This is a genomic window from Flavobacterium sp. I-STPP5a, assembly GCF_009764685.1.
In the GTDB taxonomy this organism is placed as follows: Bacteria; Bacteroidota; Bacteroidia; order Flavobacteriales; family Flavobacteriaceae; genus Flavobacterium.
Genome location: NZ_VHLM01000057.1, coordinates 132,265 through 146,505, shown reverse-complemented (window position 1 = coordinate 146,505; position 14,241 = coordinate 132,265). Strand labels below are relative to the sequence as shown.

Here is a 14,241-nt window from a genome sequence, read left to right as displayed (position 1 = left end):
ACATGTAATTAATTAAATTTTGTGTTTTTTATTAATTGTTATATTGAAAATATAATAAATTCATTATTTTTACGTAATCGATTGCATAACCTGCTGTTTTCGATAAAAATTATGGTCAAATAATTTAAATCAATCCCCAAAAATGTACGAATTATTGCGAAATAACATAGAAAAAAATATCCCATTGACAAATTTTGAATGGGAATTAATAGTAGAGAATGTGAAGCATGTTAAGTTAAAAAAAAATGATTACCTACAAATTCAGGATTCTAATAGTAAATATGAAGCTTTTGTATTAAATGGAGCGTTCAAAATTTATCACTTGAAAGAAAATGGTGCTGAGTGTATTCTTTTTTTTGCATTTGATAATGATTGGATAAGTGATGTTGAAAGTTTTTACCATGATAAGCTCACTAAATACAATATCAAAGCCTTAGAAGATTGTGAAATTTTAGTAATTAACAAGAGGGATAAAACTAAATTATTTAAGGAAGTTCCTAAGTTGTTAAAATTTCATACTCTGCTGATAGAAAAAACAAATATAGTTATGCAAGATAGATTACTTGATGTTTTAAATAAAACATCAAAACAGCGGTATTTAGATTTTGTAAATAAATATCCCGTAAAAGCACAGCGTATTAATGATAGAAATCTCTCTTCGTATCTGGGTGTTTCACATGAATTCTTGTGTAAAATAAAAAAGACAATTTGAGTTGTTGCATCTTATTGAATACTGATTTTTCCGGTTTTATTTTTTCCAGTTTTAGAAGTGATTTTATAAATGTAAATACCACTTGATAGACTTGGTAAAGTGATCGAATTACTTTTGGTAGTAAAAGATTGTGATACGGTATTTTGCCCGTTTAAGTTAAAAAGATAAAAAGAAGATTCTTCTTCTGTTTTAGTCTCAATATTGATGTCTTGATTTGTTTTTAAAATAGTTGGAAATACAAAAAAATCATTTGTTCCCATAAAAATAATATCAATTGCCTTTGAATTTATTTCTGAATTATCCTCTAGAACTAGTCTAATGTTGTATTTATTAAATCCTTCAGCTGGATTTGAGTCAAAAAAAGTAAAATTTTTAGCGTTTGGTTTGTTTATGATTTCAATGATAACCTCTTTGTTATTAGTTATTTTTATTAGCTCGACTCTTTTAATTTGAAATAAACTAAAAAGGTTTGCTGAAACAGTTATTTGATTTTTAGTTGTAATTTCGGCACTTGTTAGTTCAAAATAACAATTGGAATTATTTTCATATCGAAATGTAGACTCACTTTTAATACCCTCAGTGTTTTCAAAAAATGGTGCAACAGCATGATTCTTACCATTTGTATAGGTGTATGATGTGCCTGTTACTTGTTCTTTTAATTGTAAGGAGTCATAAATTAATTCATAAATGTTAAAACTTGAAACGTTGGAAGGTTTTGACCAATTGATTTCAGTTGTTCCATTACAAACAAGTGAAGTGGTTGTATTTAAATCGTAGGAAATTATAAAACTATCCGACAAAAACTCTTCATTACCAATTTTCATTTTAAGTTTAGCTCTTGTAAAAAGTTCTTGTAAAGGGAGGTACAAGTATTGCTCGTTTTGAAGATTAATATTTGTTTTGATTAATTCCCAAGTTAGTCCATCGTTATAACTTATTGATAATTCGCCATTAGTTCCTGTAATGGTTGAGCTCCATTTTATAGGGGAAATTGTTCTACCGTCTATAGGGAAATTGTCATTTTCAATCGGATAATTCCATTCAAATTTATTTTTTAAATCATAATCATAAACAATGCTATAATTTTGACTATTTGTGTTTAAAATTGAGCTACTTACGGAAATGGTATAGGTTTGATATTGAAGGTTTTTAAGTTCTATTTGCTCCACTGTATTTACTTTATCAATGCCTTTCGATGCATGTAATTGTGGTAAATCTTGATTTAAAATCCATGGTAAAAAAGTTTCTGTTGGAGAGATTAAAGCTAAATCTAAATCATTTATCAAACAAATATTTGAATTTACAGGTGCAGGAGGATCTGTCCAAGCTAATGTTATTTTTAAATTTTCACTATTTGAAGGTACTGATATTTGATGCAAGTTTTTTTGCTCAGAGTTTATGGATCCGGTTATAATCCTCTTGTTTTGTATGGTGTTTAAGCATTTTAACGCATTAACATTCCCATAGCCATATGTGAAATCTGGACCCATATTACCTAAATCTTTAGCGCTATTAATCAAGATCGCTTTTGTAGTTGAGTTTTGTAATGGTGTTGTATTTATTTTGTTATGAAGTTCTTTCATTAGTGAAATAATACCCGAAACGATAGCGGTCGAATTAGATGTACCCTCTGTGCTGTAGGCTACAATTTCAGGTTTTATTCTACCATCATAAGCGGGGCCTTTAGATGAAAATGCCATGCTGTTTTCATTAGCATCTATGCTCCCCACAACAATACTGTTTTTAGATTGTTTAAAGTTTCCTGTAATGCTTTTATATCCCACAGTACCTCTATTACCTGCTGAAAAAATATGATTTATTATTGTGTCTTCGTAAAGGTTTTTGTCAAATGCTGCCGCAAGAGTACCATAAAAATTTTCAATTACTGTTCCGTAAGAATGATTTTGAATAGTAGCTCCTTGAAGTGACGTGTATTCATCTGGAAATAGAAAAAGAAAATTAGATGATTGAATTTTTGCTTTAGGAGCAACACCTTTACCTAAAATAGAGCTATTTGCCAAGCCTGCAACAATTGTAGCCATTGCAGTGGCGTGCTTTGACACCTGCTTTGATTGCGTATTAGATGGTATATGTTTATTTAATAAATCGATATCGTTAATGTCAAAAAATTCATCCTTAATAGAAACAATTTGATCTGATCCACAAACATCAGCAAAATTCTTAGACAACATGTTAATTTGATTAAGACTAAAGTTTTGATCGATAATCTTAGATTCAACAATAGGAGTAAAGGATTCTTGCGTAATGGATGTTACGTTTTGAATGGGAATAATTAGGTTTACTAACGTTTTATAATCAGTGTTTAAGAAAACTAAATCAGATTGGACTGTGTTTTCTATTTTTAAAGATTTGAGTTTCTCCGTTAGGGTTTTAATGTCTTTACTTACAATGGTATACTTTTTTTTTGAAGAATGCTTTTTTAAATTGTTTGGTAATTTCCACATATTATTAACAGGATACAATGTAAGATTTGGATCTTTAATCAAATTTCTTGAAAAGGAAATCACGCTAAATTTATTGTCAAGTTTTTTTTCAATCTTACAATTATTTAAAATAGCATTTTTTGTTTCTGATAAGTAAAATGACGCTGTTGTATCCATTTTTTTTTCTCTAATAAACTGTTTCCATTTTTCAGCAGATTGAGAAAAAAGGATAAGTGGTAAAATAATGGAAAGTAAGGTAAGTTTAGTTTTCATGAACTTTTAGGTGTGGTAGATAAAGTTTTTTAAGCTTAATTTAATGTGAAATAAGTGTTAATATGTCCTACCCAAAATAGGCGCTTTATTTTTAGAAAAAGACTCGAAATACTTTTTTTCATGCTCAGTGTTATTTTTAGTTTCTTACAAAATAAATGTTAAAATTGTAAAATATACCTTTAAATATTTAAGATTTATATTGAAATGGTAATTTAAAGCTAACTTGTTTTAAAATCAAAATTAAGCAATTTATGTAAAACATGTTTTATGTAAACTAGTAAATAATTCAAATAACTAAATATATTATTTATCATATCTATAAATTATGTTGTTATTTAACGGTTTGGATGAAGTATTGTTAAAATTGAAAAATGTGTAAAAACGTAATCATTGGCTTTACAAGCTTTTTGCTGATAAATTTACAACAAAATATGTTAAAATTGTTATATTTATATTTTTATTATATTCGTACAAGAATAATTAACTACTTTCGATGTAATGATTTTGTAAAGTGTTCACCAATACAATTCATTAATTAACCCCAAAATAACCAAAACAATGAAAAAAATTAAATTAATTTTTGTAATGTCATGCGCAGTCATGGCATTTATATCTTGTAGTAAAGATGATGAAACTAATCAAACACAACCAGAAGCTAGTAAAATAACTCCTGAAATTCTAGCAAAAATTAGTGCTTTGTCTTTAAATAATAAAGACGTTAAAGAGGTAAAGCATACAAACCCAGATGGCACTACAGAAGATGCTTTCTTGATAGAAGGTGATATTGTTATGACCAAAGATCAATTAAATAAGATGGATCTACACGGCGGTATTACTACTGAGCAGTACCGTACAAACAATCTTGTTTCAGGACCTAGAACTATAAAAATAGTAGGTTTATCAGGAACGGGGACGTCAGCTTTAAGTGCAAACATGCGTTCAGGATTACAAGCAGCTGTTAATAGATACAACAGTTTAGGCTTGACTCTTACTTTTACATTAACTTTCAGTACTAACACTACTGGTGCTAATATCGTAGTGAGAAGAGCAACTGGTAGTGCAGGTGGAGTAGCTGGATTCCCATCTGGAGGTAATCCTTTTAACTCTGTAACTTTGTATTCTGGAATGGATACGTACTCAGTAGGAGTGAATTCACATGTTGCTGCTCACGAAATAGGACACTGTATTGGTTTGCGTCACACAGACTGGTTTAGCCGTCAAAGTTGTGGACAAAATAGTAATGAGGGAACTGCTGGCGTGGGAGCCGTACTTATTCCTGGAACACCATCTGGTTATGATGCTACTTCATACATGAGAGCATGTTTTAGTTCAAGTGATACAGGAGCTTTTAATAGTAACGATGTTACTGCTTTGAATTATCTATATTAATAAATAACCAAGAACACTTTACAGAATATAAAAAAGGCTGTTTCTTAATTAGAAACAGCCTTTTAATATTTTAATTTTAATTTTCGTTTGTCTCACCCACTTCTTTAATTTGATCTAAGATATTTGTCTGATTTGGAGCAATATAGTTTTTTGCTTCAACAGTTGTTTCTTTTTTAAAAAGTAAATCTAGTGCATTATACAGTTTTAAAAGTACATCTTTATCTTCTTTGGCAATGGATACTGAATTGTTAAAATCAAAAACATAATTATTAGAGTTACGTACTTCAACTTTAATTGTTTTGGGAGTGATTTTAAATTTTACGATGTCCATGGTGCTTTAATTTAAAATTTAACTAAGATTTTTATTTGTAAAAATATTTTTTTCTTTTAAAAGTTTAAATAGATGATTCAAACTTTAAATACAATTTGATGTAAATCAAAATGAATTAATTTTTCACTGTTACTTTTTTGAACAACAAAATAATACCTAGTGTAATTAATCCAATGATTAATGCTACAGTAAATTCGGTTATGATTGAAGGTATTTGAGGTAATATTCCATGTAAAAACGGAATTTGATGCATAAAAATACCTCCAGCAACAAGTAATAAAGCTATTGTACCAATTACTGATAAGCTTTTAATAACTACTGGCAAGGCTTTTACTAATACAGTACCAATTTTTGTTCCTATACTATTTTCATTTTTGCTCATACTGATTAATTTAAGGCCTGCTTCATCCATGCGTACAATCAATGCTACTATACCGTAAACACCTATCGTTGCTACAAGTGCAATGATAGAAACAACCACTATTTGTGATGAAATAGGTTCTCCTATTACTGTTCCTAGAGCGATAATTACTATTTCTACAGATAAAATAAAATCAGTGACAATTGCAGATTTAATTTTTACTTTCTCTAAAGATAGAATTTCTTCTTCAGTCATTGGTTGGGAAACTATATCTTCATGTTTGTGTTCATGTGGGAAAAAATATTCAAATATTTTTTCGGCTCCTTCATAGGCCAAATAAATCCCACCTAATACAAGTATTACAATTACAGCAATTGGTAAATAGTTACTCAATAAAAAAGCTATTGGTAGAATTATAATTTTATTTAACAATGACCCTTTGGCAATAGCCCACAAAACGGGCAATTCTCTAGAGGAAATAAATCCTGAAGCTTTTTCAGCGTTTACAGCTAAATCATCTCCTAAAATACCTGCAGTTTTTTTTGCAGCCACTTTACTCATTACAGCAACGTCATCCATTATTGCCGCTATATCATCCAAAAGTACGAAGAAACCTGATGCCATTATGTTCTTTTTAAAAGTTGTTTGATTACCCTAAATATGAACTTTAAGGTTATTTAATTTTTGATTTTTATGTTTTGCGAAGCTAAAACTTTTTATTTAAAAATTAATTTTAAAAATGCCAAAAAGTAAAAATTTGCTATAGTTATAATCTTCTTGACTTAATTAGGGAAAGGCTTCAATTTATAATGAATCTTTGAAGCAAAAAAAAGAAACCACCAGTGTCAAACTGGTGGTTAAAAAAAATTTATGAGACTAACTCGCTTTGATTCCTAAAGACTAGTTTGTCATCAAATGCATCAAGCAGTATAATGCTATCGGTAGTTATTTTTCCAGCAAGGATTTCTTTGGATAAAGCATTAAGTACTTCACGCTGAATGACACGTTTTACTGGTCTGGCGCCAAATTGTGGATCATAGCCTTTAGTACTTAAGTATGCTACTGCTTCGGGTGTGGCATCCATAGTGATGTTTTGTAGTGCTAGCATTTTAGTTACAGATTTTAGCTGTAAACTAACAATTTTAGTAATGTTAGCATTTGTCAAAGGAGTAAACATCACAATTTCATCAATACGATTAATAAATTCTGGTCGGACAGTTTGTTTTAACAATCCTAAAACTTCAACTTTGGCTGCCTCGGTAGCAGCCTCAATACTGCCTTTTAAATTTTCAAATTTATCTTGAATGATTTGGCTACCCATATTAGATGTCATGATGATAATGGTATTTTTAAAATCAGCAAGACGACCTTTATTATCGGTTAATCGTCCTTCATCAAGTACTTGCAATAAAATATTGAATGTATCTGGATGTGCTTTTTCAATTTCATCCAATAAAATAACAGAATATGGTTTTCTACGTACCGCTTCTGTTAGTTGACCGCCTTCGTCATAACCCACATATCCTGGAGGCGCCCCCACTAATCTACTTACACTATGGCGTTCTTGGTATTCGCTCATATCAATTCTGGTCATAGCGTTTTCATCATCAAATAAGTATTCAGCTAAGGCTTTCGCCAATTCGGTTTTTCCCACTCCTGTTGTACCAAGGAAAAGAAACGTTCCCACCGGTTTTTTCATATCTTGTAATCCGGCGCGACTTCTTCGTACAGCATCACTTATGGCTTCAATGGCTTCTTCTTGGCCCACTACACGGCGGTGTAATTCTTCTTCAAGATGTAAAAGTTTCTCTCTTTCTCCCTGAAGCATTTTTTGCACAGGAATTCCAGTCCATTTTGCAACAACTTCAGCAATATCCTCGCGTGTTACCTCTTCTTTAATTAAGGAACTTCCACCGGCTTGATTAACAATAAGTTCTTGATGTAAAATTTCAAGTCGTTCTTGAGCTTCTTTAATTTTACCGTAACGTATTTCGGCTACTTTTCCGTAATCTCCATCGCGTTCCGCGCGTTCCGCATCATATTTATAATCTTCAATTTCTTTTTTAATCAATTGAATGCCATCAACAACATCTTTTTCTGATTTCCACTTAGTATAAATTGTATTTCTATCCTCTTTAAGATTAGCCAGTTCTAGACCAAGAGATTTTAGCTTACTTTCATCTTTTTCTCTTTTAATGGCTTCAATCTCAATTTCAAGTTGCATTATTTTTCGATCCAAAACATCCAGCTCTTCTGGTTTTGAGTTAATTTCCATTCGGATTTTAGAAGCTGCTTCGTCCATTAAATCGATGGCTTTATCTGGTAAAAATCGGTTCGTGATGTAACGTTGGGATAATTCAACAGCAGCAATAATTGCTTCGTCTTTAATTTGAACTTTGTGGTGGGTTTCGTATTTTTCCTTAATACCACGAAGTATGGAGATAGCACTATCAATATCAGGTTCTTCAATTAGCACTTTTTGAAAACGTCTTTCTAATGCTTTATCCTTTTCAAAATATTTTTGATATTCGTCTAATGTAGTTGCCCCAATTGCTCGTAATTCTCCACGTGCCAATGCTGGTTTTAAAATATTTGCCGCATCCATAGCACCTTCGCCACCGCCAGCACCAACTAGCGTGTGGATTTCGTCAATAAATAAAACGATGTCTCCATCTGCAGCGGTAACCTCTTTTACTACTGATTTTAGGCGTTCTTCAAATTCGCCTTTGTACTTAGCGCCTGCAATTAATGCACCCATATCCAGTGAAAATACAATTTTATCTTTTAGATTTTCAGGCACATCTCCATCTACAATTCTATGTGCTAATCCTTCAGCAATGGCAGTTTTACCCACTCCAGGTTCTCCAACTAGCATGGGATTATTTTTAGTCCTGCGCGTTAGTATTTGTAATACACGTCTTATTTCTTCGTCACGACCTATCACAGGATCTAGTTTACCAGATTTAGCAAGTTCATTTAGATTTTTGGCATATTTATTCAAAGAATTATAGGTCTCCTCAGCAGAAGCCGAGGTTACACGTTCTCCTTTTCTTAGTTCATCAATTGCGGCTTTCAATCCTTTTTCTGTAACACCTTGATCTTTTAAAATCTGAGACGCTTTAGTCTTCGAGTTAAAAATAGCAAGTATCAAGTGCTCTACCGAAACGTACTCATCATTCATTTTTTTTGCAATTATTTCGGCTTCGTTTAGCGTGGTATTTGCAGTTCTAGAAAGCATTATTTCGGCACCAGTAACTTTCGGGAAACTTTGAATTGTACTTTCAAGTATTTGAATAAATAAGGGAACATTTATATTTTGTTTTTTTAATATAAATGGTGCTACGTTTTCATCAACTTCTAAAATAGCTTTAAAAAGATGTTCGTTTTCAATTTGTTGCTGTCCATAACTTTGTGCTAATTGTTGAGAAAGTTGGATAGCTTCTTGAGATTTGATGGTAAATTTATTGATATTCATTTTTTTTTAGTTTTTTGCAACAAGTTTTTGCTTGTTTTGTTAGTAAAATACTTTAATCACAGTTTCTTATTAATTTATTTTATCTTTGTATCTGATTATTCAATTAATATTCCATAGTAAAATTACAGACAAAATGGCTGTTTAAATATGATTTATATCATATTGAACAGTCAAAATGACTGAAAAACCGACAAATTATGAGTTTTTTAAAAAATATTTTTGGTAGTAGTGATTCTAACGACGAAACTAATTCAATGACTTGGGAGCCTTTGCAAGCATTAGAACAACTAGATGAAATAGTAGCTCAATCTCAAGTAAAACCTGTTGCTATTTTTAAGCATAGCACTCGTTGTAGTGTGAGTAGAATGGCTTTGAAACAGTTTGAGAATGAGTTTAACTTTCCTCAGAAAGTGACGCCTTATTTTTTAGATTTAATTGCTTTTAGAGATGTTTCTAATGAGATTGCTTCTCGCTTTGGGGTTACGCATCAATCACCACAATTGATTTTGATTCAAGATGGTAAGGCGGTATATAATGTTTCTCACAGTGATATTGATGCAGGAGAATTGGGGATGAAACTGTAAGTAATATTTGTCATATTTTAAAAAGAGTCGATACGAAAAATAGCATAAATGAAAATAAATAATTTGTTAATAGCAGGAGTAATAAGTATCCAATTATTAGCTTCTTGTACAGCAATTCGAATTAATGAAGTTGAACCCTATAATAGTTCCGAGTTTCTTTTTGGTACCAATAAAACAGCATTACTAGTAAGTAGTGATGAAGTCTTGGTAAACGAATTTAGCAAGACATTTAACAAGAAGTATAAACAAAAAGAAGATTTTATTCACCAGTTTGATAGTCTTTTTGCAGTTACTTTGAAAAATGATAATATTTTTGGTACTATTAAGTACGATAAATCATTAGAACTGCTTTCTAATGATACTTTCTCAGTCGATCAGGAGCAACAAAAAAAAGTAGATTCTTTGTTTACAAATTTAACTGCTGATTATTTGATAAGAATTTTGCGTCATGAAATTACTAACAGCATTCAAGGGAATCCTGGCGTAATGATGCCAATGGCTGGCGGTGGTATGGGAATGAGAGGTGGCGGTCAAAGTGAAAGTTGTATTGTAAATTCTCATTTTCAGATTTACGATGTCAAGACACGAAAAAAAGTATTGGATTTTGTGTCAAAAGGAAGCGCAGGCGTAGGTCTTTTTGCATTTGAACAAGCACTAAATAATGCGATTGGTAACTCCATTAAAAATTCAGTGATTTATCTTAAAACAGGTAATATTAAATTCTAGGTTAAATACCTTATTTTAAAAACCGCACATTTACAAATTAAAGATTCAAATCTAATTTGTGAATTTGCGGTTTTATTTTGTTTTAAAACAGAAGTTTATTGTAATCTAAGAAAAGTAAACGGATAGGCTGTAAAACAAGAAATAGTGTTACCAGTAGACTTTTCAATTATCAATATTTCATCTTATAAAAATCACTATTATAATTTTAACACCTTGTTTTTTCACAATATAATGCTGCAGAAGAACATGATGAGAGTTGCGATGGTTAGGTTTTGATTTTAAAAATATGATTTAAGTTGAATACATCTACTTTAATAACTTCCTCCAGAACCTCCACCACTGAAATCTCCACCACCAAATTCCATTGGAGATTCCACCGTAGTTTCTGGTTTTAATCCCAATTGTGTCGCCATAAGTATTTCGGCGGTGCCAAATAGATTTCCGTGTGAGAAACGATCTGGTTGAAAAGTAACACCATTAATATTGTTTTTAATCTTTTTTATAGCAAAAAAAGTAAATGCAAATAATGCCAAACCACCAATTGTTAGGGCAATTTCAACAGGTAAAAGGGCATAGTAAAAACGAATGGTGTATATTGAAAAACAAAGAGCTAGGATTCCTATCCAAAGCATAAAGCGGTCTTTTTTGAATAAAGACAAAACTAAATAACTCACTGGAACTATAAAGGTGAATCCATAAAAGAAAATGGCAAACGGAATATCATTATTTGCAGTAACAATTACACCCATTAATTCGCTTGAAAGTTCTCTAACCACCATATAATTTCCTGATACGTAGAATAAAAACAGTGCAAAAGCTTGGGTAAAAATAATGCCGTTGCAATAAAATGGGAGTGTTAATCGTGCAAATAGTTTTTTGCTGCTGAAATAGATAACAATTGCAAAAAACATCATAGTAAAAGGCAGCATCGTTTTTGCGAAAGCGCCTAATTCAAACATCAAGAAAAGTATTGAACAAGTTAGTGTTACACAAAATAAGATAGCCATTGATAGCTGTACATATCTAAGATAACAAAGCAAGGAGGTTATAGAGAGTATTAGAGAAATGGTAAGTTCGTTTCCCTCTGAAGAAATGCCTATTGCAATTGCTAAGCACAATTGAGAACCTAGTAGAAACGCATCGTCAAGGCCATAACCGTAATATTTTTGATTGGTTAAAACTTCAGTACCAACGAATCCAATAATAGCAAAAAGATAAACCAGAAATTGATAATTTTCATTCATTGAATCTAGGCTAATTAGAGTAAGAAAGCCACAAATGGAGGAATATAAAAAGCTCCCTAATAGAAAAAATCCAATTCGGATTAACATGTTTTTTTGACTTTTAAGTACGGTTAAATTTTTATCAATTAAGCGAAACTGACTTTCATCTATAAATCCAGCTTTTTTTAAAGAGTGCCCTTCTGAAACTAGAAACTCTTGCTCTAATTCGGTTTTGTTATATTGTAGCATGACTAGCTTTTTTATTGAATTGTTTAATAAGTCGAATAAAGTAAATGATAGAACCAATAAAGTAAAAGGGAACTAAGAAAAAGAAAGAGATAAATAATTCGCTATCAATATTGCTGAATTCTAATAATTTGAACAAGAATATATTTAGACCGATATAGGCGTAAATTAAGGTAAAAACAAACAATGAAACTGATTTAATGAGGTAACTGCTACGGTAAAAATAGTAGCAGGAACCAGCCAATAGTATTATAAAAATGATCCAATAGTTATCGAATGAATTATTAATACAAGCAATGCTAATGATGTGCAAAGCAAAAGTGAGAAATACTAAGCAAAAATGTTTTTTTAAGTCATTATTTGAACTGTAAATAGTCCAAATTACTAATGAAATACCTAATGAAATAGCTGAATAGCTCAGGGTATTGTTTTCGTTAAAATCATTGTGAAGTAAAGACTGTGGAGAAACGGATAAACCAATGTATGCTGCTAAACCCGTGATTGCGATTGATAAGATACTTTTATTATCAAAATAATAAGCACAAGAGAAAGCTATTGCAGTAGGAACAACAGTAGCTAAGCCGTAATGGGTACCAAAAACAGTGTATTGAAATTGCAGATAGCCAACAAAAATGCAACTTAATAATACTGCCGCTAAAATAAGGTAATCAAAAATAGGATTTTCAAATTGAGTTTGTTGTTTTTTAAACCCGATGGCGTTTTTAAAACAGAAGTAAAAACAAAAAAAGGTAATCAAAAATAATAAAGCCAAAATAGCGATGTGTCCAATGCTATCGATGTTTTCGTAAATTAAAATACCAATACCCGAAGTAAATAGTAATACAGAGGCGTACAAAAATAATTTAAGCTCAGCATGTAATGAAAAAAGATTTCGATTGCGATAGGCCTGCACTTGATCATATTGTTCAGGGGTTATTAATTCTTTTTCTAAAAGACTTTTCGTTGCCTCTTCTTCAAACTTTTTCATACTCATACTGTCTTGAAATTTAAATTCAAATATAGGTTTAAAGTGTTAACTTCTCAATAAGAGTATAATTTATTAAGGTTGAATTTTATTGAAACGAAAAAATACATTCTTTTTACAGAATGGATTAATAAAAATAGTTTGGATTGATATTTAGTTATAGGCCAATCTCATTTTTTCTATAATCTCATTCAAACATAGATTGTTGATACTGCCTTCATGTGTGTGTTTGGTTTCTTTTGGTGAGGTAAAAGTTCCATTTTCCAATTGTTCTGCAACTGCTTTGTATGCATCTCTAAACGGCGTTCCAGCAACTACCATTTCATTTAAAGTGTCAACAGTAAATAAATAATTGTATTTTGGATCGGCAAGAATATTGTCTTTTACTTCAATGTCTTTTATGGAGAAAATTGCAATATCTAAGCAGGCTTTCAGGTTTTGAATGGCTGGGAATAAACCTTCTTTTAATAATTGTAAATCTCTGTGATAACCACTCGGTAAGTTGTTAGTAATTAAAGTAATTTCATAAGGTAAGGCTTGGATTTTATTGCATTTTCCTCGAATCAATTCAAATACATCCGGGTTTTTCTTGTGTGGCATGATGCTGGAACCTGTTGTAAGATGAGATGGTAAAGTGATGAAATCAAAATTCTGACTCATATACAAACAAACGTCCATTGCGAATTTTGATAGGGTAGCGGCAATACTACTCATGGCAAAAGCGACTGTTTTTTCTGATTTTCCACGGCTCATTTGAGCGGCTACTGAATTGAATTTTAAAGTCTCAAAACTCAATTCTTGCGTTGTAAAAGTTCTATCAATAGGGAAGGAGCTCCCGTAGCCTGCGGCAGAGCCTAATGGATTTTGGTCTACAATTTTCAAAGCGGCATTCAGTATTGTGATATCATCAATCAAAGTTTCGGCGTAAGCAGAAAACCACATCCCAAAAGAAGATGGCATTGCAATTTGTAAATGGGTGTAGCCGGGCAATAATACATTTTGATGTTTCTCTGCTGATGCCATCAGTAAATCAAAAAGGCTTTTTACTTGCTCTTTCAACTCTTTAACGACATCTTTAAGGTATAAATTTACATCTACTAAAACTTGATCGTTACGAGAACGCGCGGTATGAATTTTTTTTCCGGCATCGCCTAATTTTTCGGTTAGCAAATATTCAATTTTCGAATGCACATCTTCAAAGGAATCTTCGATTGTGAAATTTCCAGCAGCAACATCAGCAATAATCTCGTTCAAAGCAGCTACTAACAAATCTGTTTCACTGGCTGTCAATAAACCGATGTTTCCAAGCATTTTAGCGTGTGCAATTGAACCTAAAGCATCGTATTTTGCGAGAACCAAGTCCAGTTCCCTGTCGTTTCCCACAGTGAAATGCTCAATTTGTTTATCTGTTGGTATTCCTTTTTCCCAAAGTTTCATATTGTTTTTTGTTTCAGGTTTAAAGTTTCTGGTTGAAACTTGCATGATCTGTAGG

The 14,241-nt window shown here is 31.5% G+C and carries 11 protein-coding genes; 4 read left to right on the top strand and 7 right to left on the bottom strand.

The features are described 5' to 3' along the window. Positions 1–184 precede the first annotated feature (184 nt). The gene (locus tag FJV36_RS11190) at positions 185–712 is read left to right on the top strand and encodes a Crp/Fnr family transcriptional regulator (protein WP_233264945.1); all 528 of its coding nucleotides are present in this window, start codon (positions 185–187) and stop codon (positions 710–712) included. Between the two features lie 11 nt (positions 713–723). Here FJV36_RS11190 and FJV36_RS11185 read toward each other — a convergent pair whose 3' ends face one another. Next, positions 724–3,429 (bottom strand): S8 family peptidase, encoded by a 2,706-nt coding sequence (locus tag FJV36_RS11185; RefSeq protein WP_158729940.1) that lies wholly within the window; start codon positions 3,427–3,429, stop codon positions 724–726. 558 nt (positions 3,430–3,987) lie between these two features. On the opposite strand from FJV36_RS11185, the gene FJV36_RS11180 reads away from it, so the two are divergent. Further along, complete coding sequence (locus FJV36_RS11180; RefSeq protein ID WP_158729939.1) at positions 3,988–4,818, top strand: M57 family metalloprotease; 831 nt, start codon at positions 3,988–3,990, stop codon at positions 4,816–4,818. Between the two features lie 76 nt (positions 4,819–4,894). Here FJV36_RS11180 and FJV36_RS11175 read toward each other — a convergent pair whose 3' ends face one another. The 3 genes from FJV36_RS11175 to clpB form a co-directional block, all read right to left on the bottom strand. Further along, complete coding sequence (locus FJV36_RS11175; RefSeq protein WP_158729938.1) at positions 4,895–5,149, bottom strand: hypothetical protein; 255 nt, start codon at positions 5,147–5,149, stop codon at positions 4,895–4,897. Between the two features lie 115 nt (positions 5,150–5,264). Next, positions 5,265–6,134, bottom strand: coding sequence for a DUF808 domain-containing protein (locus FJV36_RS11170; RefSeq protein ID WP_158729937.1), 870 nt, complete (start codon positions 6,132–6,134; stop codon positions 5,265–5,267). Positions 6,135–6,378: 244 nt separating this feature from the next. Next, positions 6,379–8,985, bottom strand: coding sequence for an ATP-dependent chaperone ClpB (clpB, locus tag FJV36_RS11165; protein WP_158729936.1), 2,607 nt, complete (start codon positions 8,983–8,985; stop codon positions 6,379–6,381). Between the two features lie 197 nt (positions 8,986–9,182). On the opposite strand from clpB, the gene ytxJ reads away from it, so the two are divergent. Together ytxJ and FJV36_RS11155 are read left to right on the top strand one after the other, a co-directional pair. Continuing rightward, positions 9,183–9,569, top strand: coding sequence for a bacillithiol system redox-active protein YtxJ (gene ytxJ / locus FJV36_RS11160; protein ID WP_158729935.1), 387 nt, complete (start codon positions 9,183–9,185; stop codon positions 9,567–9,569). Between the two features lie 48 nt (positions 9,570–9,617). Continuing rightward, complete coding sequence (locus tag FJV36_RS11155; protein ID WP_158729934.1) at positions 9,618–10,295, top strand: hypothetical protein; 678 nt, start codon at positions 9,618–9,620, stop codon at positions 10,293–10,295. Between the two features lie 311 nt (positions 10,296–10,606). Here the strand turns inward: FJV36_RS11155 and FJV36_RS11150 are convergent, their stop codons facing one another. From FJV36_RS11150 to argH, 3 genes are all read right to left on the bottom strand, one after another. Further along, complete coding sequence (locus FJV36_RS11150; protein ID WP_158729933.1) at positions 10,607–11,767, bottom strand: hypothetical protein; 1,161 nt, start codon at positions 11,765–11,767, stop codon at positions 10,607–10,609. Continuing rightward, entirely contained in the window at positions 11,754–12,752 is a 999-nt protein-coding gene (locus FJV36_RS11145) for a DUF2157 domain-containing protein (RefSeq protein ID WP_158729932.1), read from the bottom strand. The genes FJV36_RS11150 and FJV36_RS11145 overlap by 14 nt, the downstream gene beginning before the upstream one ends. Positions 12,753–12,902: 150 nt before the next feature. Then, a complete protein-coding gene (gene argH / locus FJV36_RS11140) occupies positions 12,903–14,186 on the bottom strand; it encodes an argininosuccinate lyase (RefSeq protein WP_158729931.1) in 1,284 nt (427 codons plus the stop codon). Positions 14,187–14,241: the final 55 nt, after the last annotated feature.